Source organism: Arthrobacter pascens, from assembly GCF_030815585.1.
Lineage (GTDB): Bacteria > Actinomycetota > Actinomycetes > Actinomycetales > Micrococcaceae > Arthrobacter > Arthrobacter pascens_A.
In genome coordinates this window covers 207,171-229,186 of record NZ_JAUSWY010000001.1, presented here as the reverse complement: position 1 = coordinate 229,186, position 22,016 = coordinate 207,171, and the positions used below count along the sequence as shown (strand labels likewise).

General features: G+C 64.8%; 22 protein-coding genes and 1 pseudogene. 13 read left to right on the top strand and 10 right to left on the bottom strand.

The features are described 5' to 3' along the window. Positions 1–7: 7 nt before the first annotated feature. From QFZ30_RS01115 to QFZ30_RS01095, 5 genes are all read right to left on the bottom strand, one after another. Positions 8–1,240 (bottom strand): sugar ABC transporter substrate-binding protein, encoded by a 1,233-nt coding sequence (locus tag QFZ30_RS01115; RefSeq protein WP_307072671.1) that lies wholly within the window; start codon positions 1,238–1,240, stop codon positions 8–10. A 152-nt stretch (positions 1,241–1,392) separates the two neighbouring features. Continuing rightward, a complete protein-coding gene (locus tag QFZ30_RS01110; protein WP_307072669.1) occupies positions 1,393–2,430 on the bottom strand; it encodes a LacI family DNA-binding transcriptional regulator in 1,038 nt (345 codons plus the stop codon). A 188-nt stretch (positions 2,431–2,618) separates the two neighbouring features. Continuing rightward, positions 2,619–2,810, bottom strand: coding sequence for a hypothetical protein (locus QFZ30_RS01105; protein ID WP_307072668.1), 192 nt, complete (start codon positions 2,808–2,810; stop codon positions 2,619–2,621). A gap of 110 nt (positions 2,811–2,920) precedes the next feature. Beyond that, a complete protein-coding gene (locus tag QFZ30_RS01100) occupies positions 2,921–4,267 on the bottom strand; it encodes a formimidoylglutamate deiminase (protein ID WP_307072666.1) in 1,347 nt (448 codons plus the stop codon). Then, a complete protein-coding gene (locus tag QFZ30_RS01095) occupies positions 4,264–5,463 on the bottom strand; it encodes an allantoate amidohydrolase (RefSeq protein WP_307072664.1) in 1,200 nt (399 codons plus the stop codon). Before QFZ30_RS01095 ends, QFZ30_RS01100 begins: the two co-directional genes overlap by 4 nt. A gap of 259 nt (positions 5,464–5,722) precedes the next feature. On the opposite strand from QFZ30_RS01095, the gene QFZ30_RS01090 reads away from it, so the two are divergent. The 8 genes and pseudogenes from QFZ30_RS01090 (at position 5,723) to QFZ30_RS01060 (ending at position 13,266) form a co-directional block, all read left to right on the top strand. Continuing rightward, the gene (locus QFZ30_RS01090) at positions 5,723–6,409 is read left to right on the top strand and encodes an IclR family transcriptional regulator (RefSeq protein ID WP_307072662.1); all 687 of its coding nucleotides are present in this window, start codon (positions 5,723–5,725) and stop codon (positions 6,407–6,409) included. Then, on the top strand, positions 6,406–7,512 hold the full coding sequence (locus QFZ30_RS01085) for an ATP-binding cassette domain-containing protein (protein WP_307072660.1): 1,107 nt from the start codon (positions 6,406–6,408) through the stop codon (positions 7,510–7,512). Before QFZ30_RS01090 ends, QFZ30_RS01085 begins: the two co-directional genes overlap by 4 nt. Then, positions 7,509–8,159, top strand: a complete 651-nt coding sequence (locus QFZ30_RS01080; RefSeq protein ID WP_307072658.1) for an ABC transporter permease — start codon at positions 7,509–7,511, stop codon at positions 8,157–8,159. The genes QFZ30_RS01085 and QFZ30_RS01080 overlap by 4 nt, the downstream gene beginning before the upstream one ends. Then, complete coding sequence (locus tag QFZ30_RS01075) at positions 8,120–8,875, top strand: ABC transporter permease (RefSeq protein WP_307072656.1); 756 nt, start codon at positions 8,120–8,122, stop codon at positions 8,873–8,875. The genes QFZ30_RS01080 and QFZ30_RS01075 overlap by 40 nt, the downstream gene beginning before the upstream one ends. 107 nt (positions 8,876–8,982) lie before the next feature. Next, positions 8,983–9,426: pseudogene (locus tag QFZ30_RS21915) on the top strand (glycine betaine ABC transporter substrate-binding protein); the annotation flags it as partial. Positions 9,427–9,526: 100 nt separating this feature from the next. Beyond that, positions 9,527–9,895 (top strand): glycine betaine ABC transporter substrate-binding protein, encoded by a 369-nt coding sequence (locus tag QFZ30_RS21910; protein WP_373462797.1) that lies wholly within the window; start codon positions 9,527–9,529, stop codon positions 9,893–9,895. A gap of 30 nt (positions 9,896–9,925) precedes the next feature. Further along, entirely contained in the window at positions 9,926–11,632 is a 1,707-nt protein-coding gene (locus QFZ30_RS01065) for a urocanate hydratase (protein WP_307072654.1), read from the top strand. Positions 11,633–11,793: 161 nt separating this feature from the next. Continuing rightward, a complete protein-coding gene (locus tag QFZ30_RS01060; protein WP_307072651.1) occupies positions 11,794–13,266 on the top strand; it encodes an aromatic amino acid lyase in 1,473 nt (490 codons plus the stop codon). Positions 13,267–13,301: 35 nt separating this feature from the next. On the opposite strand, the gene QFZ30_RS01055 is transcribed toward QFZ30_RS01060, so the two are convergent. Beyond that, positions 13,302–14,168, bottom strand: a complete 867-nt coding sequence (locus QFZ30_RS01055; protein WP_307072650.1) for a response regulator transcription factor — start codon at positions 14,166–14,168, stop codon at positions 13,302–13,304. Positions 14,169–14,552: 384 nt separating this feature from the next. Here QFZ30_RS01055 and QFZ30_RS01050 point away from each other — a divergent pair, with 384 nt between their 5' ends. Next, positions 14,553–15,593 (top strand): hypothetical protein, encoded by a 1,041-nt coding sequence (locus QFZ30_RS01050; RefSeq protein ID WP_307072648.1) that lies wholly within the window; start codon positions 14,553–14,555, stop codon positions 15,591–15,593. A gap of 10 nt (positions 15,594–15,603) precedes the next feature. Here the strand turns inward: QFZ30_RS01050 and QFZ30_RS01045 are convergent, their stop codons facing one another. The 3 genes from QFZ30_RS01045 to QFZ30_RS01035 form a co-directional block, all read right to left on the bottom strand. Continuing rightward, on the bottom strand, positions 15,604–15,765 hold the full coding sequence (locus QFZ30_RS01045; RefSeq protein ID WP_307072646.1) for a hypothetical protein: 162 nt from the start codon (positions 15,763–15,765) through the stop codon (positions 15,604–15,606). Positions 15,766–15,779: 14 nt separating this feature from the next. After that, positions 15,780–16,820, bottom strand: a complete 1,041-nt coding sequence (locus QFZ30_RS01040; protein ID WP_307072644.1) for a glycosyltransferase family 2 protein — start codon at positions 16,818–16,820, stop codon at positions 15,780–15,782. Between the two features lie 227 nt (positions 16,821–17,047). Next, positions 17,048–18,001: a helix-turn-helix transcriptional regulator gene (locus QFZ30_RS01035; RefSeq protein ID WP_307072642.1), complete on the bottom strand. Its 954-nt coding sequence runs from the start codon at positions 17,999–18,001 to the stop codon at positions 17,048–17,050. 63 nt (positions 18,002–18,064) lie between these two features. Between QFZ30_RS01035 and QFZ30_RS01030 the strand changes: the two genes are divergently transcribed. After that, entirely contained in the window at positions 18,065–19,219 is a 1,155-nt protein-coding gene (locus QFZ30_RS01030; protein WP_307072639.1) for an epoxide hydrolase family protein, read from the top strand. Between the two features lie 146 nt (positions 19,220–19,365). Then, positions 19,366–19,839 (top strand): sensor histidine kinase, encoded by a 474-nt coding sequence (locus QFZ30_RS01025; protein WP_307072637.1) that lies wholly within the window; start codon positions 19,366–19,368, stop codon positions 19,837–19,839. A 51-nt stretch (positions 19,840–19,890) separates the two neighbouring features. Here QFZ30_RS01025 and QFZ30_RS01020 read toward each other — a convergent pair whose 3' ends face one another. After that, complete coding sequence (locus QFZ30_RS01020; RefSeq protein ID WP_307072635.1) at positions 19,891–20,502, bottom strand: NADPH-dependent FMN reductase; 612 nt, start codon at positions 20,500–20,502, stop codon at positions 19,891–19,893. 248 nt (positions 20,503–20,750) lie between these two features. Here QFZ30_RS01020 and QFZ30_RS01015 point away from each other — a divergent pair, with 248 nt between their 5' ends. Both QFZ30_RS01015 and QFZ30_RS01010 read left to right on the top strand, forming a co-directional pair. Beyond that, positions 20,751–21,632 (top strand): aminoglycoside phosphotransferase family protein, encoded by an 882-nt coding sequence (locus QFZ30_RS01015; protein ID WP_307072633.1) that lies wholly within the window; start codon positions 20,751–20,753, stop codon positions 21,630–21,632. Positions 21,633–21,798: 166 nt separating this feature from the next. Continuing rightward, on the top strand, positions 21,799–21,975 hold the full coding sequence (locus QFZ30_RS01010; RefSeq protein ID WP_307072632.1) for a hypothetical protein: 177 nt from the start codon (positions 21,799–21,801) through the stop codon (positions 21,973–21,975). Positions 21,976–22,016: the final 41 nt, after the last annotated feature.

The window sequence follows — 22,016 nt, the reverse complement described above, 5'->3', positions numbered from 1 at the left end:
CCGATCCCTAGCCTTCCTGCGCCTGTTTGAGGGCATCCGTGGCGTTGGCCTTGTCCGTCAGCGCGTTCTGGATCGCGGTGTAGATCTTGGTTGCCTGGGCGGGCCAGTCCTCGCCGAGCTGCCCGGTGCGGGCACGGGCGGTCTTGACCAGCTCGGTGAACGAGGCGAGCTTGGGGTTCTCGGCGGCGAACTGCGCCGCAAGGGTGGACTTGGATGGAATGGTGTTGCGGGCCTTCGCCATGGCCAACTGGTTCTTGTCGCTGTTCATGCAGCCGACGATTTCCGCGGCCTTTGCCTGCTTGGCCTTGTTGCCTGTCTGCGGCACGGTCCAGACCTCTCCGCCCAGCGGACCGACGGCCGTCTTGGTTGAATCCTTGACCGGGATGTTCACCACGCCGTAGTGGAGGGCACTTTGCTTGTCCAGCACCGGAATCTGCCAGGGACCGTTGACCATCATGGCGGCCTTGCCCGCTATGAACTGATCGTTGACGTCGGCCTGGGTCCAGTTCAGCGCGGAGGAGGACACCGATCCGCTCTTGACGAGGTCCGTCCAGAGTTCCAGCGCCTCGGCCGTTTCCGGGGTGGCAATGTTCTTCTCATCGCCGCCGTTGGACCACATAAACGGCAGGAACTGCCAGGTTCCCTCATAGGTGGCGTTGGCGTCGAAGGCCAGTCCGTACTGGCCGCCGGAGGTCAGTTTCGCTGCTGCCGCCTTGAGTTCATCCCAGGTCTTGGGCGGGGTCACTCCGGCCTGGTCGAGCAGGTCCTTGTTGTAGAAGAGCGCGATGGTGTTCACCGTAGGCGCCAGTCCGTACACCTTGTCCTTGTACGTGCCGGCGCTCAGGATGCCCTGCGGATAATTGTCCGTACTGATCTTGAAGTCGCTCAGTGGCGCCAGGGCTCCGCTGGAGGCAATCTGCTGGAGGTCGGGGTTGTCCAGCATGAGGACGTCCGGCAGGGTCTTGGAGGATGCCTGCTGCAGGACTTTGGCAATGAGGGATTTGCCGGGCACCGTTTCCCGTTTGATGGTGACACCGGACTCGGTTCCGCAGGCAACCAGTGTGTCACCGATGACGGTCTTGTCGGGCTCATTGTTGTAGTAGTCCACCACCGTGAGTTCGGAAACCGGCCCGCTTGCCGCGGGACTGCTGGCCCCGCAGCCGGAGAGGATCAGCGGAAGCGCCGCGATCGCTGTAACGGTGACGGCGGCGGCCTTGGTTTTTGTGAAAGCTGACTTCATTATCAGGTCCTTTGTACTGGGAACCGGGGCGTCGCCGCCCGGTCTTTCGGTTGGGTTGGTATGGACTTATCGATTCATCGATGCGTATCGACGAACCGTATTTTCAGGTGACACTCCAGGTGGGGGGTGGGCCGGGAGAGCCGGAAGGACTGCTAGCGGGTGGACTGAGGTACGGGAACGGGAGGCTCCGCGGTGCCGTGTCGGTGGGTCACCAGCGGTGGAATGAGCTCGAGCAGTCCCCCCGGGTCTGGGTTGTCTGCCTGCATCAGGCTGAAAAGGATCTCCACGGCGCGCTGCGAAACCAGCCTCGGCTGGAGATCCAGGACGGTGGATTCCTGAAGCTCGATCAATGCCTGGGGAGCTGGGCCCATCCCGATGACGGACGCATCTTTGCCAGGCTCCAGGCCGCGCTCGCGGAGGATACGGGGAAGGAGTTCCAAAACGGTCATATCAGGGGAAACGAAGGCTGGCTTCCCCTCCATCCCCGCAATGCAGGCGTCCACCGCGGCTTCAATACTTCCGCGGTCCGAGGTCGCGGGAACATGGCTCAGTGACACGCCCAACCTTTGTGCGGCGGCATCGGCCCCGCCCAGGAACCTGCCGACGTAGTTCAGCCTGCTCCCGACCAGCCGGGGGCGCCAGCCGATGATGACTCCGCTGGTGTGGGCGGCAGCTGCCATCTCTTCGACGCACAGTTCACCGGCCCGGGCAAAGTCCGCATCGATGCAGTTCAGGCCGGCGGAGTCGTCCGGGATCCCGATGAAGACCGCGGGAACGCGCAGCTTCCGGACCACCGGAATCCGCTCGTCCTCCGCTTCAACCTGCATCAGGATCAAACCGTCACACAGCTGCTGCCCCACCACGCGCTCCAGGCCCTGGCTGCCTTCCTCGTCCGTAACCAGCAGGATGTCGTGATCGTGCCGCCGGGCCGTGGCTGCGATGACGGCGATGAATTCCATCAGGGACCCCAAATGTGCTTCGGGGGTAATGGGGAGAACCAGTCCGATGACCTGGGATTTGCGGCTGGCGAGGGCACGGGCTCCAGCATTCGGCTGGTACGTCAGCTGCTCGATTGCAGCTTCCACCCGCAGGCGCGTCTTCTCCGAAATGGGCCGCTTGCCGCTCATGACGTAGGAAACCGTGCTCTGGGAGACGCCGGCCGCGGCGGCCACATCCTTGCTGGTTGGCACTGGCTCCCTTTCGTCATGTGGCCGTCGCGGTCCTCAGCCGAAGCCGGGCGTCGTCGATGCGTATCGTCGATGCGTATCGAGAATGAGTGTGACACGCATCTCAGCCAAAGCGCAAGGGCCTGACGCAAAGTCTGGTCACGCTGGCCAAATCTGGTAACGCACAGCCGCGGGAATACGGCCCGCAAGGATTACCGCTCTGTTTCCTCGTCAGCCGAGGCGTCGGGGTCTTCTTCGGGCTCGAAGGTGTTCGGCTCCTTGGTGGCACCCAGCCCCACGCCCTCTCTACCCTCCGGGATACCGCCGTCGCTGCTGTTCCCGTTAGCGGCGGCCGGTTCCGGTGGGTTCTCGTCGGGCATTGATTCCGGGGAATTGATGGACATGGCTCCTCCTTGTTGGCTGGGCATTCAAGGTATCAGCGCAACTATCGCCTGAACAGCGACGGCGCTTGCCGGATTGGCCGGTGTTGATTAGCCGGAGTTGAAACGGACTGTCAGGAAAAATTCTTCAGGGCTGCCGTCAGCAGGTTCCCCACCGCTCCCAGGCGGCGGTGCACGCCGTCGGACGCCAACAGCTCTCCGTTGATGACCACTGACGTGACGTCGGCGGCGGTGGCGCTCAAAGGGAGTTGCTGCGGCTTCGATCCCGCGGTCCGTGTGGAATCGGACGCCACGGCCACCAAGTCGCACACGGCACCCACCTGCAACGCCGCCGGTGCCACTGGCGTGGCCATGGACCGGGCTGCCCCCTCGGTGGCCGCGTGGAGCAGCTCCTCGGGAGAGAACCGGCCGCGTTCCCCGGAGCCCAGGCGTTCCCCGTGTTCCAGCGCCCGCATCTCGATCCAGGGATCGATGACGGCATGCTGATCTGTCCCCAGCGCGATGGAGGCGCCCGCGTCAGCCAGCGCCCTGGCCGGTCCGATTCCGTCCGCGAGGTCCGCTTCGGTGGTGGGACACATGACCACGGTTGCCCCCGCATTTCCGAGCAACGCGATGTCCTCGTCCGTGAGGTGCGTGCAGTGAACCGCCGAGAGCCGCGGACTGAGCAGGCCATGCCGGGCCAGCAGCCCGGTGGGTGTCAGCCCATGCGCTTCCAGGCACGCTATGTTCTCCGCGGGCTGCTCGCTCAGATGGATGTGCAGGGGCAGATCCGTTGGCAGCTCCTTAGCCACCACTGCCAGGGCCGCCTCAGGAACGCCGCGGACGGAGTGCAGCGCAGCGCCCACGTTGATCATGCCGGCCGGGAAGTTCCGCGCGATTTCAGCCCGCAGCGAGTCCAGCCTGTCCAGCCATGCCCGCACGTCACCGTCCCCGAACCTGGCCTGTTCCGGACTCAGCGGCATGTCGATCCCGCCGGCCAGGTACAGCGTGTCCAGGAGAGTCAGCCGGATGCCGGCGGCAGCAGCAGCCCTGGCCAGGGCAAGCTCCATGGCGTGCGGTTCCGGGTACGCCTTACCGCCGGGCTGATGGTGCACGTAGTGGAATTCGGCCACGCTGCTGAAACCGGCCACCACCATCTCCGCAAAGACCGCTGTTGCGAGCTCCTCGTAGGCTTCGGGGGTCAGCTCCGACGCGCTCCGGTACATGTGCTCGCGCCAGACCCAGAAGTCGCCGCGGTTGTGGTGCGTGCGGCCGCGCAGGATCCGGTGGAAGGCATGCGAGTGGGCGTTGGCCGCGGCGGGGAAAACAACGCCGGGCAGGACATGCGCGTCCGGCGAGGGTTCAACGCCGGCAGAAATCCCTACGATCCGCCCGTCCTGGGCCTCGATTTCCACGCGCTCGGCAACCGCGGGCGCGTTACCGCCGTCGACCATTGCCTGCTCGCACCAGTACCGGATCACAGCAGGCCTGCCAGGACGTCCGCGAGTGCGGCAGCGCCGGCGTCGGCGTCCTCATCCGTCACGTGCTCCTCCGGCGAGTGCGAGATTCCGCTCGGGTTCCGGACGAACAGCATGGCGGACGGCACAAACCCGGCCAGCACACCGGCGTCATGACCTGCCCCGGTGGCCAGCACGGGCGCTCCCGGCAGCATCGCGCTGATGCTTCGGGTCAGGCCTGGATCAAAATGGACCGTGCCGCTGTAGGACTCCTCGGTCAGGGTGACAGTGCACCCTTCTTCCGCCGCGACCCTCTGTGCCCTGCCGTGAATTGCTTCAACCACCCGTGCGGTGACGGCGTCGTCCGGATGACGGGCGTCAAGCCACAGGTCTACCCGGGAAGCGATGACGTTAGTGCCACCTGGTACAGGAATGATCCGGCCCACTGTGGCGCGTGCATCGGGCTCGCGGGAAGCGGCCTGCCGGACAGCCAGGATGGTCTGGGCCGCGGCCACCATGGGATCCGCCCGGTCGGCCATCAGGGTGGTGCCGGCATGGTTTCCCTGGCCGCTGATACTCAGCTTCCAGCGGCCGTGGCCCAGGATGGAACTGCCGACGGCGATACTCGGGCCGTGGGCGCCCAGGCCGATGCCTTGTTCCACGTGGAGTTCAACGAAGTCGCCGATCCTGGCCATAGCTTCCGGATCGGTGCCGATGTGGCGGGGATCAAGGCCGTTGGCGCGTGCAACGTCGGCGAACGTATTGCCGTCACCGTCGCGCAGGTTCCGCGCTTTGTCGACGTCGATGGCTCCGGTCAGAAGGCGGGACCCGAGGCAGGCCACTCCGAAGCGGGAACCCTCCTCTTCCGGGAAGGCGGTAATGGCCAGGGAGCGGCGTGGCTGGATTCTCCGGGCTTTGAGGAGATCGACGGCGGCCAGCGCGGAGGCGACCCCCAGGGGACCATCAAAGGCCCCGCCGCCGGGAACGGAGTCAAGGTGGCTGCCGGTCACCAGGGCGCCGTCCTGGGGATTGCCCCACCACGCCCAGATGATGCCGTTGCGGTCGGTCTCGACGTCCAGGCCACGCTGCCGTGCCTGCTCGATGAACCAGGACCTCAGGTCGAGTTCCGCCGTCGAGTAGACGGCCCGGGAATAGCCTCCGCGGACCGCATCGCGGCCCACATCCTTGATGGAGTCAAGGAGCTGATTGACGGTTTCCACATGAACCTCCGATTGGTACGATCTGCCACCAAGTAAAAACCACTTTCCATTGCATGGCAAGACCTAGGGGCAGACTGCAGTGACAGTTAACAGGCCCGCAACACGTCGGACACGGGACTGCCGCACCGGGCGGTGATCAACACGGATTGTGTGAAAAACCTGTGAAATGTAGGGGTCACCTATTGTCAGCGAATGAAAATTGGTTTTTACTTAGTGGCAAGACATGGTGATTCGGACCACTTTGAAAGCGGGTCAAGCAGTGGCTGCAGATTCCTCAACCCGGACGGTAGAACGGGCCCTGGCGCTCCTAAGTGCCGTCTGCACAGACGGGGCCCTCAGCCTCAGCGACGCCGCACGGGTGGCGGACCTGTCCGCCAGCACGGCCCTTCGCCTTCTTCGGACGCTTGAAGGCAGCGGGTTCGTATCGAGGGATCCGGGTGGAAACTTCAGGCCCGGAGCCAGCGTCATCCAGCTTGGTGCCCTGGCTCTTGGCCACGAATCCCTCGTCTCGCTGTGCACTCCGGCCATGAAGGGGCTCGTCGCGAAGACCGGCGAGTCGTGCTATCTCAGCATTCCCGGCCCTGGGGACACCGGGATCTACATCGCCATCATTGAAGGAACACATTCGATCCGGCACGCCAGCTGGGTCGGCAGAAGCATCCCGTTGGAGGGATCTGCCGCAGGCAAGGTCCTGACCGGCCGTGAAACCGAGCGCGGCTTCGCAGTCATGCGCAGTGGCGTAGAAGATGACGTGACGGCCGTCGCCGCCCCCGTCATCATGGGCGGCAGGACAGTGGCCGCACTGAGCATCGTGGCGCCCAGCTACCGGCTGGACGAAATGAAGGCTATGAAAATCGGCAAGGACCTGGCGATGGTGGCCAAGACCATCCTCACCACGCCCTCCGAAGACCATGAAATGCCCCAGGAAAGCATGGATAAGAAATGATCAGGTTTGAAAGTGTTAGCAAGGCCTATCCCGACGGGACAGTGGCTGTGGATGGTCTGGATCTTGAAGCCCCCACGGGCAAGCTGACCGTCCTGGTTGGGCCGTCAGGCTGCGGAAAGACCACCTCGCTGCGGATGATCAACCGCCTCATCGAACCCACCAGCGGGACCATATACCTCGATGACCAGCCCACCTCCGGCATGGACGCAGCATTGCTTCGCCGCCGGATCGGCTACGTCATCCAGCACGCCGGCCTGTTTCCACACCGCACCATCGTGGACAATATCGCCACCATGCCCCTGCTCCTCGGCGAGAGCCGGCAGAAGGCCCGCCTCCGGGCGTTGGAACTGATGGAGCGGGTGGGGCTGCCTGAAACCTTCGCCAAACGCTATCCCTGGCAGCTTTCGGGCGGGCAGCAACAGCGCGTGGGCGTTGCCCGGGCCCTGGCCTCGGACCCCGCCTTCATGCTGATGGATGAACCCTTCAGCGCGGTGGACCCGGTGGTCCGGGCACAGCTTCAGGAGGAGTTCCTCCGGCTGCAGCGTGAAATCGGCAAGACCATCATCATGGTCACCCACGACATCGATGAAGCCCTCAAACTGGGCGACCAGGTTGCCGTGATGCGGGTGGGAGGGAAAGTCGCCCAGATGGCCACGCCGTCGGAGCTCCTGACCAATCCTGCCGACGAGTTCGTCGCCGACTTCGTGGGCCGCGACCGCGGCTACCGCTCGCTCGGGTTCACCGACGCAGCGGGCAGCGTGGCCGTGAGGGAGGAGGCGGCGGTCCAGCTCGGGGCCTCAGCCGCCGAAGCGCAGAGCAAGGCCACCGGCGCGTGGGTCCTGGTGGTGGACGGGAACAGGAAGCCGCTCGGCTGGGCCCAGCCCGAGCTGGTCCGTGACGAGCTCAAGCGCGAACACCTCAACCTCAGCGGCACCTCCGCGCACGTTTCCGGAACCATGAGGCAGCTGCTCGATGCTGCCCTGTCCTCGCCCTCACGCCGCGGCGTCGTCGTCGATGCTTCCGGCGAGCTGGTGGGTACCGTGACCGCCACAGACGTCATCAAGGCGATTGAGGCTGAACCGCACCTGGAGACGGCCCGATGAACTTTGAGTGGCTGGGACGCCAGTTCGACAACATCGTGTTCCTGCTCGGCTGGCACGTCCTGCTGGCCGTTGCGCCGCTGATCCTCGGCCTGCTCATCGCGCTGCCCCTGGGCTGGTGGGCGCACCGCAGCCGCCGGATCTACCCCCTGCTGGTGGGCGCCGCAGGCCTCCTCTACACAGTTCCCTCGCTGGCGCTGTTTGTGTTGCTGCCCCTGGTCCTGGGCACCAAGATCCTCGATCCCCTCAACATCGTGGCCGCACTGACCATCTACACGGTGGCCCTGCTGGTCCGTGTGGTGGCGGACGCCCTGGATGCCGTCCCCGAGGACACCGTCCAGGCCGCCAAGGCCATGGGCTACCGCGGCTACCAGAGCCTGTTGAAGGTTGAGCTTCCGGTGGGCGTTCCGGTCATCTGCGCCGGCCTCCGAGTGGCAGCGGTCTCCAACGTCAGCCTCGTATCGGTTGCCGCGCTGCTGGGCATTCCGCAGCTCGGCTCCCTCTTCACTCAGGGCTTCCAGCTCCGGTTCTTCACCCCCATCATTGCCGGCATCATCCTCTGCGTGGTCCTGGCGATGATCCTTGACGGCCTGATCATTCTCATCAACCGGTGGCTGACACCGTGGACCCCCAAGGTGGTGGCATCATGATGAACTACTTGTTCGACCCTGCACACTGGAGCGGCGCCGACGGCATCCCGACCCTCATCGGCGAGCACCTGCTGTACTCCCTCATCGCCCTCGCCATCGCAGCCGTCATCGCCGTTCCGCTCGGCATCTACATCGGCGTCACCGGGAAGGGCGTCTTCATGATCGCCGGCCTCGCCAACGCCCTGCGCGCCCTGCCCAGCGTGGGCCTGCTGATCCTTCTGGTCCTGCTGATCTCCCCGGCCTTCCCGTCCAGGATGGGCTACATCGTCCCCAGCCTCATCGTGCTGGTGCTCCTCGCCGTCCCGCCCATCCTGACCAACACCTATGCCGGCGTGCGGGCAGTGGACGCTGCCGCCGTCGACGCCGCCAGGGGCATGGGTTTCCGCACCATGAAGATCCTTACGGACGTCCAGCTCCCCTGCTCGCTCCCGCTGATGCTGTCCGGTGTCCGCAGCTCACTGCTGCAGATCATTTCGACGGCGACCATCGCGGCGTACATTTCGCTGGGTGGACTGGGCCGGCTGCTGATCGATGGCAAGGCCCAGAACGACTACAGCCAGATGGTTGCCGGCGCCGTGCTCGTGGCGCTGCTGGCACTCTTCTTCGACCAGCTGCTCGCCTTCATCACCCGCAGGGTTGTCTCACCAGGACTGACCCGGCGCACCGTCAAGACCGCCCTCCCGGCGGGCACCGTGAACACCCCCGCCACGGTCTGATCCCTCCCCCACCCAAACCGACTGCCTCCCCGGTGGCCCATCCCACCACGCATCATCCCCACCTGGCCGCCGCATGTCCGGCGCCGCCCCTTCACAGGAGAAAACTCATGAAGAAGTACCTGACCGGTTTCACCCTGGCCGCAGTGGCTGCCATTACCCTGAGCGCCTGCGGCGGCGGAGACCCGTTGAGCAGCTCCAACAACACCCAGGCAGCCTCGAGCGACAGCATCATCGTGGGCTCCGCCGATTTCCCGGAAAGCCAGCTCATCGCCAAGATCTACGCCGAGGCCCTGAAGAGCAAGGGCGTCCAGGTCACCGAAAAGCCCAGCATCGGCAGCCGCGAAGTCACCATCCCGGCCCTCAAGGACGGCTCCATCGACCTCATGCCCGAATACGGCGGCGCCCTCCTGCAGTACCTCGATCCAGCCACCAAGGCCGTTTCCTCTGAAGAGGTGGCCACGGAACTGGGCACCAAGGTCCCCGCCGGCCTGACAATGCTGACGGCCTCCGAAGCCGAGGACAAGGACGTCCTGGCGGTCAAGAAGGAGACCGCCGAGAAGTACAACCTCAAATCCATCAGCGATCTCCAGCCGGTGGCCCAAGGACCTGGTTCTGGGCGGCCCGCCGGAGTGGAAGACCCGCCTCAACGGTGTGGCCGGCCTCAAGTCCGTCTACGGCCTGGAATTCAAGGAATTCTCAGCGCTCGACGCCGGCGGTCCCCTGACGCTGAACGCCCTGCTGTCCGGCCAGGTACAGGTCGCCGACCTGTTCAGCACCGATCCGGCACTGTCCGCCAACAACCTGGTGGCCCTTGAGGACAGCAAGAACCTGTTCCTCTCCGAGAACATCGTCCCGGTGATCAACCAGAAGAAGTCGACGGACACCGTCAAGGACGTCCTCAACAAGGTCTCCGCTGCCCTGACCACCGAAGACCTGATCGACATGAACGGCCGGGTGGCCAAGTTCGAGGACATCGGCGAAATCGCCAAGGAATGGCTCAAGTCCAAGAACCTGGCCTAACCCCGTCTTCCAGCTTTAGGAGAACACAGAATGACTGCCGATTTCACTACCGGTGCCCGTCCGGTCAAGGCTGCCCGTGGCACTGTGCTGTCTGCCAAGTCCTGGCAGACGGAGGCGCCGTTGCGGATGTTGATGAACAATCTGGATCCGGAGGTTGCTGAGCGTCCTGATGATCTGGTGGTTTATGGGGGTACGGGCCGGGCGGTGCGGTCGTGGGCGGCGTTTGATGCGATCACCCGGACCCTGGAATCCATGGAGGCGGACGAGACGCTGCTGGTCCAGTCGGGCAAGCCGGTGGGGGTGTTCCGGACCAACGAGTGGGCCCCGCGGGTGTTGCTGGCGAACTCGAACCTGGTGGGTGATTGGGCGAACTGGCCCGAGTTCCGCCGGCTGGAGGCCGAGGGCCTGATGATGTATGGGCAGATGACTGCGGGGTCCTGGATTTATATCGGCACCCAGGGCATCCTGCAGGGGACCTTCGAGACGTTCGCCGCGATCGCCCGGAAGCTCACCGGGGACCAGGACGGCACCCTCGCCGGGACCCTGACCCTGACCGGCGGATGCGGGGGGATGGGCGGGGCGCAGCCGCTCGCGGTGACCCTGAACGGGGGCGCCTGCCTGATTGTGGACGTCGATGAGACCCGGCTGCGCCGCCGGGCGGGCAAACGCTACCTCGACGAGGTCGAAACAGACCTCGACACCGCGATCGCCAAGGTCCTGGCGGCCAAACAGGAGCGCCGCGGCTTCTCCGTGGGCTATGTGGGGAACGCCGCCGAGGTCTTCCCCGAGATCCTGCGCAGGCACATCGCGGGCGAGCTGAGCGTGGACATCGTCACGGACCAGACCAGTGCGCATGATCCGCTGTCCTACCTGCCCGAAGGCATCACCGTGGCCGAATGGCACACCGAGGCCGAGGCCGACCCGGAAGGGTTCACCAAGAAGGCCCAGGCCTCAATGGCCAGGCAGGTCCAGGCGATGGTGGAGTTCCAGGACGCCGGCGCCGAAGTCTTCGACTACGGCAACTCGATCCGGGACGAAGCCCGCACCGGCGGCTACGCCCGGGCGTTCGAGTTCCCCGGCTTCGTCCCGGCCTACATCAGGCCGCTGTTCTGCGAGGGGATGGGCCCGTTCCGCTGGGTCGCGCTCTCCGGGGACCCGGAGGACATCGCCGTGACCGATGCCGCGATCAAGGAACTCTTCCCGGAGAACAAGCACCTGCACCGCTGGATCGACGCCGCCGCCGAACGCGTCGAGTTCGAAGGCCTGCCCGCCCGGATCTGCTGGCTCGGCTACGGCGAACGGGCGAAAGCCGGGCTGCTGTTCAACCGGCTCGTCAAGGAAGGCAAGGTCAAAGCCCCCATCGTGATCGGCCGGGACCACCTGGACTCCGGCTCCGTGGCCTCCCCGTACCGGGAGACCGAGGCAATGGCCGACGGCTCCGACGCCATCGCCGACTGGCCGCTGCTGAACGCCCTGCTCAACACCGCCTCCGGGGCCACCTGGGTCTCCCTCCACCACGGCGGCGGCGTCGGCATCGGCCGCTCCATCCACGCCGGCCAGGTCTCCGTGGCCGACGGCACCGACCTCGCCGCCCAAAAACTCGAACGCCTCCTCACCAACGACCCCGGCATGGGCGTCATCCGCCACGCCGACGCCGGCTACCCCCGCGCCCACGACGTCGCCAAAGAACGCGGCGTCCGCATCCCCATGAACGAAACGGCCCCAGAAACAAACTAACCAGCCCATCGACTGCTCCGTAACCGCCGTTCTGAGCCACCAAAAAGGCACCTACGGAGCAACCGATGAGAACGAGCCCCCTAACCTCGCAAGTCCCCACCGGCTCCCAGGCCAGGGAACCCTGCTCGCGTGGCCCCAGAAAAGTAGGAAAGGATCATCCGGTGATTGAAATTGACGGCCGCGAGCTGGGCCTGGCGGACATCGCTGCGGTAGCTGCAGGGGGCATCCGGGTGACGCTGGCGCCGTCGGCCGTTGAACGGATGGCCGAATCCCAGCGGTCCGCACGGGCAACCGCCCGGGCACGGCCCGTTTATGGACGGTCTACCGGCGTCGGCGCCAACCGCTCCGTCACGCTGGATGCCACCGGCAAGGGAGTGGACACCCATGGACTGAATCTCCTCCGCAGCCATGCCGTGGACGCCGGGCGGAACCTTGACCGGGAAACCGTGCGGGCGATGCTAGTGATCAGGCTCTCCCAGCTGGCGGCAGGTGCCTCCGGAATCAATCCGGCCATCCCCCAAGCACTTGTGGAGATGCTGAACAGTGACGCCTTGCCGGAAGTGCGGGAATTCGGCGGGATCGGAACGGCCGATCTGCCGGCCTTGGCCGGGACCGCGCTGACCCTGTTGGGCGAGCGGCCAACCATGGACGGGAGCCGTATCACCGAAGCGCTCGAGGGCTGGGCCACGGAGGATGCCTTGCCGTTCATGAGCTCGAACGCGCTCACCATCGCCCAGGCTGTTTTGGCCCACCAGAAGCTTGCCACCCTGCTGGAGAACCTCACGCTGGTGAGCGCATTGTCCTTCACCGCGATGTCAGGTAATTCGGAGGCGTTCAGCCCTGAGGTGGCGCGCGCGTCCGATGCGTCAGCCGTCGGGGAAATGGCCGGGACACTTCATGCACTGGTGACGGGGACGGACGAGGCTGCCCGCATCCAGGATCCGTTCTGCCTGCGCACGCTGCCGCAGGTCCTCGGGGCGGTGTCGGAGGAGCTTGCCGCGCTTGAATCCCTGTTGAAGCGGCTGGTGGTTGCAGGCCACGAGAACCCGCTGGTCTTCGGCACTGAGGCCGACGGGAGCAACGGGGTGGCCCACCACGGCCTCTTCCAGATGACCTCGCTTGCCCGGCGGGTGGATGCCCTGCACCTGGCCATGGGAACGGCCTGCGCCACCAACCTCCGCCGGATAAACCTGCTCTGCGATCCCGCGTTCACGGGCCTCAACCGGTTCTTGGCAGCCGACGATGCCGGCCAATCCGGCGTCATGATGCTCGAATACGTGGCGGCTGCCGCCGCGGCACTGGTGCGCGCCAACGCCCAGCCCGCCAGCCTGCAGACGGTGGTGCTGTCCCTGGGCGCCGAGGAGGACGCCAGCTTCGCCAGCCTGGCGACGTCGCGGCTGGAATCCACGGTCCGGGGGCTGGCGACCTTGACGGCCGTGGAACTGGCCTGTGGCGCGCGGGCACTTCGGATGCAGGGGCGGACACCGGACGAATTCAGCAATCCGGTGTTTAGCAGAGTCCTCAAGACCGCGTTCACGCTTCCGGCTGCTACACAGGACCGCGATCTTCGCCAGGATCTCGATGAGGCGCTGGAGCTGGTCCAGCTACCAGGACTGGGATACCAGGCACAGTAAGCCCTCCGGACAACAGGCGTTGCCGCCAAAGCCCATTACGGTGCCAGCCGGTAGCCCACTCCACGGACGGTCTCCACCCAGCGCGGAGCGCGCGACGTCTCGCCGAGGCGCTTGCGCAGGTTGCCCAGGTGGACCTCGACGGCGCGCTCCTCACCGGTGCTGACGTAGGAGCCTGTGTTGTACGGCTCATTTCTCAGCCTGCGGACCAGGTCTGCTTTGGTCTGGACCACCCGCCCGTTCTCCATCAGGACCAAGAGCAGGTCGAACTGCGTCCGGGTCAGCTCCACAGGCTCACCATTGATGGCAACACTGCGCGACCCCTCGTGCAGGGTCAGCCCCTTGTGCTCGAAGTCGCAGCGGACAATTGTGGCCTGCGGTTCAGGCAGCGGGCCGGCGGCTGTGACCGGCGCCGGGGCCGGGGCCGGGGCCGGGGCCGGCAAGGTTGAAGGCTGCTGCCCTGGCTGGTGCACGCTGCGGAGCCGCGGGCCAGGGGCGCTTTCGGCGGATCCGGCGTTGAGTGACCGTGGCCGCCGGAGCATCGCTGCGATCCGGGCCCGGAGTTCGCGTGGACGGAAGGGCTTGGTGAGGTAGTCGTCAGCGCCTGCCTCGAAACCCATGAGGGCATCTGCTTCCTCCACCCGGCCGGTGACGATGATGAGGTAGGCATCGCTAAAGGTACGGATCCGGCGCGATGCCTCAATGCCGTCGAAGCCCGGCAGGCCCACATCCATGGTGACAGTGACAGGGTTGTGTTCCCGCACCGCCTCGACGCCGTCAAGGCTGGAAGTGGTTGCATGCACGGCGAAACCGGACTGCTGCAGCACCTCCGTCAGAGATGTCCTGACGTCGTCGTCGTCCTCCACAACAACAGCAATGCCCCGCTCCACCATCCATGCCCCCATAGTCTGTCACCGCGTGCAGTGTGTTTGCGCCGGAGGATCAAGCTATTTCATGTCCTATTCGTTCATCTAAACCGAATGGAGGGTCGTGGAATACTTATTTCATCTCTGATGGCAGCATATTGAGCCTACAGACTCTTTCGAACCTTTTGCGTCAATTTTTCGTAGTTTGCGTAATTCTTGAGCCTTGGGCAATATTTCGTATTTCTTGAAGACAGCGTCGCCGCAAATTAGTCACATCAGACCTATTGCGTTGTGCGTCACATTTGGCTGATGATCAGGGTGTGCTCAATGGGGGCGCAAAAGCTCGCTGGGAGCAACACGTAAGGGCGTCCAATGGCTTCTTTTCGGTTTTCTGTTCTGCATCCCGCCCGTTCGAGGAAGCCGTTGGCCTTGCTGGCCGCCGCAGCTTTGGCAATGCTGGCATTTGTTCCACCCGCAGCGGCGGCGGACACCACTCCGATGGATCCCAACCCCGGACCGGCGGGGGATTTCGCCTGGAAGGGGTTCAACTGGGAGAAGCGTTTCTGGGGCGGGGCTCCGCAGTACAACAGGCTCTTCGACGCCGCCAACGTGGGCAATCCGGATGCGAACGGCTACGTCACCATGAAGCTCACCAACCCTACCGGCGAAGCCCCGGTGGGCGCGGAATTCCAGTCCACCCGGCAGGGGTTCGGCTACGGAACCTACAGCACCACAGTGGAGAAAGACCTCAGCCTGCTGCAGAAGGAAGTGGTCTGGGGCTGCCTCTTCACTTACGATCCGCTCGCCGAGCCCGGCTATAACGAGATCGACCTTTGCGAAGCATCAGCCTGGGGCGGAGGCGCGAGCTATGGCGAGTCCTGGCCCGTCACCCAGGGCCACGGATACTGGTTCGACGCCGGCCGGCCCCCCGGGGAGGGGAACAACACCATCGTTTTCGACGTAACGGCCAGCCCCGTCACCACCCACAGGATGGTGTGGGAGCCCGGCAGGCTGACCTTTGAAACCTACGCCGGGAAGGGTTACGTGGGAACACTGCTCAAGCGCACGGTGCTGGAGGGCTCCACCGTTCCGGTGCCGGCCAAGGAGCAAGTCCACTTCAACCTGTGGGTGGCCGGAGGAGGAGGCGGCGATCCCGCCCATGTGAAGCCCGAATCCGTGGTGATCCGCGATTTCTCCTTCACCCCGGCTTCCATTACGCCGCCTGCCTCGCCGGTGTCCGCCATCAAGCTGACAGCAACCACCACCACGGCAAAGGGAGTCAACACCACCACACTGAAATGGACCGGCGCAACAGGAGTCAGCGTCGCGCTCTGGATCAACGGGACAAAGAAGACAGTTCTCAACACAGGAAGTTTTGTCCATAAATTCAAGGGCGGGTCCACCACCGCCTACAAGGTCTGCGACGCTGGGGGATGTTCAAGCACCCTCAGCGTCGTGACCTAGCAGAGCCCCGCTACTTGCCGCCCCGGACCGGAACGATCCGCTTGATGGCAAGGCCCAGGGCCAAGAGTGCGAATGCTGCCAGGCCGATCCAGAACAGGTCGCCTGCCCCCGTCATGGCGAGCGTTCCAGAACCGGCACCGGCCGCGGCCGGGGCTGCTGGGTTGTCATACATAGTTGTTACCAGACTTACTTGTTGTTAAGGGCTGCATCTGCGTACGCCTTCGCGTGGACCGCCTGCAGGAACAGGTCGATCACGAGTTCGTACATGGTGGCGGCGGCAAGCATGTATTTCCATCCGCGCAGCCGCACAGTCACCACGCGTTCGATCACGAAGACACCGGTCACGGCAAGCCAGAAAGGCTGAATGTGCAGCCCCGCTCCCGTGCCCAGTGCAAACGCCACCGTGCCGAAATAGGCCAGCGTCACTAACACTCCCACCACGGAGAGCGCCTGCCTCCCCCAGTACGGGCGGGTGACCCGGGTCCAGCCATACTGGACGCAGTTCTCCATCGCTCCGCGCTTCCACCGGAGCCGCTGCGCCCACAGCTCCCGCCAGGTAGGCATGACTTCCGTGACCAGCGTGCAGTCGGCCGGGGACTTGATCCGGTAATGGAGCGTGAGCAGGGCGAACGAGAGCTCGTTGTCCTCGGTCAGGACCGAGGTGTCGTAGACGCCGCCGCGCCCGTTGCCGGGAGGCAGAGTCCCGTCCAGCCTGGCCGCGACGACGTCCCGGAGCGTCCGGGCCCTGAACAGCGCGGCCGTGCCGGTGACCACCAGGCATTTTCCCTTGAGCCGCTTCACATCCCGCGCGTACCGGGCGTATTCGTTCCGTTGTAGGTGGCCCACGAAGCCTCCGCCGTGCGCTCCGCGGAAGACGCCTCCCACCGCCCCGAGCCGTGAGTCCGCCTGCAGGTGCCCCACTGCCCGCTCGATGAAGTCAGGGGACAGTTGGGAGTCGGCATCCTGGATCAGGATCATGTCCTCAGGGGCGGCGCCCGGGAGGAGCGCGCTGAGGGCAAAGTTCAGCGCCCCGGCCTTTTTGTCCGTATTTCCCAGGGTGGCGATGACTTCCGCGCCCTCGGCCAAGGCAATCCGTTCGGTGGCGTCGGTGCAATTGTCGGCAACAACAATCACCCTGGCGGGCAAAAAGGTCTGGTCTTTGAGCGATTTCAGGGTTTGGCTGATGCCGGCGGCCTCGTTATGGGCCGGAATAAGAACCGTAATCACCCGGATGTTGCCCCATGCCGGAACCCAAATAAACTGGGAAAATAAAGACCGTCAGTCTGATTTATTGCATGACTCTGTGATGCACCGCGCATTTTTCCCATAATCCCCACCGGAAGTCTTCAAATTCCTATTGACTTTCGAGTATTCCAAGGTGAACGCAAACCATCAGCAGAGAAACAGAAACAAACGCTCAAGCTTTCGTCAAGAAGGATGCAGCGGTAATCCGCCTATGAGGCCCCGGCCGCCCTGAGGTAGACCTCGGCCAGGTGCCTCAGGTGCGGCACAAGGTCCGCCGGCGACTCAACCGTGAAATCCATGCCCAGCATGCCGATGTACGCGGCGACCGTTTCCAGGCTGTCGGCGCCGGTGACCAGCACAGACTCGGTATCTGAGATCGACTCAACCACCCCCACCGAATGGTTGATCCGGGCCAGCACAGCCTCAGCGGGCGCGGCGATGCGTAGGCGCGCGTGCACCTTCCAGCCGCTGGCGGCAATCGAACGCATGGCGAAAGCTGTGTAGTCACCGCCCGGCAGCGGAGACGGGGAGAACCGGCGGCGGGTGGGCATCCGCGGCTCTATCCAGTCGGCACGGAAGACCCCCCATTCGGCCGATGCCGGGTCACGTCCCACCAGGTACCAGCGCCGGTGCCAGCTCAGCAGGCGATAGGGCTCCACCAGCCTGGACGTTCCGCGGTCATCGAACCTGAACCATTCGACGTCGCGTATTGCCGCGGCAATGGCTGCGAGAACCGAGTGGTTGACCTCGGGGTCGGGGGCATCCGTTCCAGTGTTCTCGGGTGCCCGGTCCACGTTCGAGAGTGCCGTGACTGTTGGCCGCAGCCGCGACGGCAGCACCTGCTCAAGTTTCGCGAGGGCGCGGGCACTCGATTCGGCAATGCCGGCGATGCCCGTTGCCGAGCGCAGGCCGACAGCGACGGCGACGGCCTCCTCGTCGTCGAGGAGGAGCGGCGGGAGCTTGCCGCCGGCACCGAGCCGATAGCCGCCGGCAGCCCCGCGCGTGGCCTCCACCGGATAGCCGAGCTCCCGCAGGCGGTCGATATCCTTGCGCATGGTGCGCGTGGAGACGCCGAGGCGTGCGGAGAGGTCCGCGCCCGTCCAGCCGGGCCGGGACTGCAGCAGGGAAAGGAGCGCCAGGAGGCGTTCTGCAGTGGAGGACATCGAGTAAAATCCCTGCTTCCATTAGGAAGAAACGGTGCCTATATCCACCGTATCGTCGAAGACATGACGAACACCACAGCAACCAGCATCGACGTCCGCCCTTTCCGCCTCGAAGTGTCCCAGGCCGAACTTGACGACCTCATGGAGCGCCTCGCCCGGACGCGGCTGCCGCAGCCCGCGCCCGTTGACAACTGGGACGCGGGAACGCCCAACGCCTACCTCCGCGACGCACTGGACGCGTGGAGCACCCGCTTCGACTGGCGTGCCGAAGAGGCGCGCATCAACTCCGTGCCGCACTTTACAACCGAGATCGACGGGCAGGCGATCCACTTCATCCATGTACGCTCGCCGCACCCGGGCGCGACACCCCTGCTGCTGGCGCACACGTATCCGGGGTCATCTGTCGACTACCTGGACATGATCAGCGAACTAACAGACCCCGTGGCACACGGCGGCCGGGCGGAAGATTCGTTCGACGTGGTCATCCCCGACGCTCCCGGCTACGGCTTCTCCAACCCCGTCACCGAGGCCGGCTGGACCACTGCGCGCGTGGCCCGCGCGTACGATGCCCTCATGCGCGGGCTCGGTTATGCCGAGTATGGCATCCACGGATCGGACAACGGCGCCATGGTGGCCCGCGAGCTCGGCCTGCTGAACCCCGACGGGTTCCTCGGCCTGCACGTGCTGCAGCTCTTCTCGTTCCCGTCCGGCGACCCGAGCGAATTCGAGCGACTCGAACCACAGGACTACGCGGGCCTGGAGCACATGCAGTGGTTCCAGTCCGTGGGCGGCTACAACACGATGAACGCGAGCCGGCCTCAGACTGTTGCTGCGGGGCTCAGCGACTCGCCCGTGGGACTCCTCGCCTATAGCGAGTTGTTCAACTCCTTCGGCAACGGCACCTCGCTGGTTCCGCTCGAGAAGATCCTCACGGAGGTCACCGTGAACTGGTTCGCGAATGCCGCGGCGGGCATGAGCCGCAGCTACCTGGAAAACGCTCGCGCCGGGGCGGAGCCGCAGGTGAACGCTGCCCGCACCGGCGTCGCCGTCTTTAAGGACGACTTCCAAACCATTCGGGTCTTTGCCGAGCGCGACAACTCGAACATCGTGCACTGGAGCCGGTTCGACGAGGGCGGCCACTTCGCCGCCTTGGAGGTACCCTCCGTTGTCGCCGGCGACATTCGGGCGTTCTTCGCAGCGGTGCGCGCCGGCCGGTAGCGGCGGGCCCCACCGAAACACTGGTCCCTGTGCCTCGCTGTGCCTCGCCAAAATTGACCTGATCTTGAGGGAATGCTTCGCAAGCCCTGCAGTTGGCGGTCCACGCTGGAAATATCAGACCACCAGCTGCGGGGAAGCAGGAAGTCATGGGGAATGAACCAGCTCTGGATGCAGTAACCGCCGTCGGCGGCGTGATCACCGATCAGCACCCGCTCGACTTCCACGCCCTGGGGCTTGCCGGCTGCATTGACCGCCTCACGATGCCCCTCCGTCAGCAAGGGACCGCAGTCCGCTGGGATACTCCGCACTGGGGCATCGAGATTCCGGCGGACCGCGCGTCCCTCCTCTACCAGTCGGCCCGGGAAGCGTTAAGCAACGCCTTCAAATACTCGGACGCCTCCCAACTGACTGTCCAGCTCGCCGCCGTGGGTCACGGGATCCGGCTGGTGGTGTCCGACGACGGCACGGGCTTTGACAGCCGGATCGTGAACAGCGGCCGGCACCACGGGTACGGTCTCCGGCTGATGTCCGTGGCGGTCCACGAAGCCGGCGGCACCATTGACATCAGCTCCAGCCCCGGGCGGGGCACCACCGTGACCGTCACCCTGCCGCTGGACTAGCCATGTTGAGGCTGCCAGGCCCGCGCCGGATCCGGTTCACGAACCTGTGTATCAACGGGACAGCTTGTCCGCGTCCGGCTCCAGGTCGCCAATGTGGCCTGGAGCGTTGGCGGCCAGCACCCGCTGGACGAACGCGCAATATTCCTCCATGTAGTGGCGAAGGAATTTGGCGGTGGATTCGTCCCTGACGTCGCCGTCCGCTCCGAAAACGTCGGCTTTGAACTTGATGTAGGCCTCCGGTGCGTTGAGCTGGGGTGCATCCAGGAAGCTCAGGACGCTCCGCATGGACGACTGCATGACGGCGGTACCGATGCCACCGGGCGATGCGCCGATGATGCCGGTGGGCTTGCGCGAGAAGGAATTCGTACCCCACGGGCGGGAACCCCAATCGATGGCGTTCTTAAGGGCCCCGGGAATGGAACGGTTGTACTCCGGCGACACAAAGAGGATGCCGTCCGAGCCTTCGATCGCTTCCTTGAGGGCCCGCCCTTCCGGCGGAAAATCGGCGTCGTAGTCGTAGCTGTAAAGCGGCAGGTCCTTGATGCGGATCTCCGTGAACTCCAGGTCTTCCGGAGCCAGCTTGATCAGGGCCTTGGACAGGGTTCGGTTGATGGAGCCGCTTGCCAGGCTCCCGACGAAGTATCCGATCTTGTGCGTTGCCATAAGAATATTCCTTCCCAAACAGCCGGGCAGGACCGGCTGGCGTCGGTGCTTTGGTCGGTGTTGCACGTACTGGGTGTTGCCCGTACTGAAGGCACAATGCATCACCCAGTCCAGCACAGAACAAGGACCGCGGCCAGAGTACCCGGGACGTTGAGTCGCTGGGCGGGCCGTTGATTTTTGGGCTGAAGGCGGAAAAGATCGGGCGGGTGAGAATCAACGAGGAAACTGACTGTCCCGAGAAGGTTGGGGTGCCTATCGATAGCCGGCTTGCCCGCAAGCTGGTCGATAGGCAATTTCCGGAATGGGCCAGTCTGCCCATCCGGTCGGTCGAAACCGACGGTTGGGACAACCGGACCTTCCGGCTCGGCGAGCAGTTGACTGTCCGGTTGCCGAGTGGCCCGTGGTACGCCCTCCAGGTTGCCAAGGAACAACGGTGGCTCCCGAAGCTGGCGCCAAACCTGCCGTTGCCTATTCCCACGCCCGTTGCCGAAGGGATGCCCGGAGATGGGTATCCCTACCCATGGTCGATTTATCGCTGGCTCGATGGGCGCACCGCAGCTGAAGCCACAGTCACGGATATGTCCACGTTCGCGGCCAAGCTGGCCAGTTTTCTCAAGGCTTTGCGCGAAGTCGATCCGGCGGACGGTCCTGCGCCCGGAAGACACAATTGGTACAGAGGGGCAGCTCCCGCTGTCTACGCCGACGAGGCGCTCGCAGCGATAGCTGCCCTGGGTGGCGAAATTCCGGGCGACGCCGTCAAACGGGTCTGGGATCATGCAGTCAGGGCCCGGTGGGATGGTGATCCCGTCTGGTTCCACGGGGATGTCGCCGCCGGGAATCTGCTGACCCGTGACGGCGAGCTTTCAGCCGTCATCGACTTCGGGAGCTCCGGTGTCGGTGACCCGGCGTGTGACATCGTCATCGCCTGGACGCTCGTCGATTCGTCTGCCCGCCGTGCGTTCCGGGAAACGCTCGGCGTTGACCAGGCAACGTGGTCACGCGGACGCGGTTGGGCGCTCTGGAAGGCCTTGATCAATCTGGTGGGCGCGCTGGAAGGCAATCCCAGCGTGGCCGCCGGACCTCGTCGCGATATCCAGCGGCTCCTCAAGGACTTCGCTGACATGCCGTAGCATCCAAATCGAGCACTCGCCACAGTCGACGCTCCGCGCACATCGAGCGGAGCAAAGTCAGCCAGCAGCGTTAACAGTTGCAGTCCTTGACAGGCCGGAGATGCAGGGGCTGAATGATGAATAGAGCACGGTTCATGGCCCCAACGGCAGCACAGGAGCACCAGTCATGAGTGAGAAGTTAGCAGCGGCGCAGCGAATCCACAGTGAGGCCCCGGCCGAAGGGGATTTGGACGCCGATCCCACCGACCTTCGGATGCATTCGCAGGACCCTGCCGAAGGCATAGATACAGAAGGCGCGGATACAGAAGTCGCGGATGCCGGAGAGCTTGCACAGGACAAGTAGGCCAGCGGCCGTGTTCTTTTCCAGATGACCCCAATCAACGC

Excerpts from the sequence above, each read along its gene's own strand:
- QFZ30_RS01115 (WP_307072671.1), bottom strand. The coding sequence starts at position 1,240 with ATGAAGTCAGCTTTCACAAAAACCAAGGCCGCCGCCGTCACCGTTACA.
- QFZ30_RS01030 (WP_307072639.1), top strand. The coding sequence starts at position 18,065 with ATGACGAACACCACAGCAACCAGCATCGACGTCCGCCCTTTCCGCCTC.
- QFZ30_RS01055 (WP_307072650.1), bottom strand. The coding sequence starts at position 14,168 with ATGGGGGCATGGATGGTGGAGCGGGGCATTGCTGTTGTTGTGGAGGAC.
- QFZ30_RS01020 (WP_307072635.1), bottom strand. The coding sequence starts at position 20,502 with ATGGCAACGCACAAGATCGGATACTTCGTCGGGAGCCTGGCAAGCGGC.
- QFZ30_RS01035 (WP_307072642.1), bottom strand. The coding sequence starts at position 18,001 with ATGTCCTCCACTGCAGAACGCCTCCTGGCGCTCCTTTCCCTGCTGCAG.
- QFZ30_RS01080 (WP_307072658.1), top strand. The coding sequence starts at position 7,509 with ATGAACTTTGAGTGGCTGGGACGCCAGTTCGACAACATCGTGTTCCTG.
- QFZ30_RS01045 (WP_307072646.1), bottom strand. The coding sequence starts at position 15,765 with ATGTATGACAACCCAGCAGCCCCGGCCGCGGCCGGTGCCGGTTCTGGA.
- QFZ30_RS01085 (WP_307072660.1), top strand. The coding sequence starts at position 6,406 with ATGATCAGGTTTGAAAGTGTTAGCAAGGCCTATCCCGACGGGACAGTG.
- QFZ30_RS01010 (WP_307072632.1), top strand. The coding sequence starts at position 21,799 with ATGAGTGAGAAGTTAGCAGCGGCGCAGCGAATCCACAGTGAGGCCCCG.
- QFZ30_RS01065 (WP_307072654.1), top strand. The coding sequence starts at position 9,926 with ATGACTGCCGATTTCACTACCGGTGCCCGTCCGGTCAAGGCTGCCCGT.
- QFZ30_RS01105 (WP_307072668.1), bottom strand. The coding sequence starts at position 2,810 with ATGTCCATCAATTCCCCGGAATCAATGCCCGACGAGAACCCACCGGAA.
- QFZ30_RS01025 (WP_307072637.1), top strand. The coding sequence starts at position 19,366 with ATGGGGAATGAACCAGCTCTGGATGCAGTAACCGCCGTCGGCGGCGTG.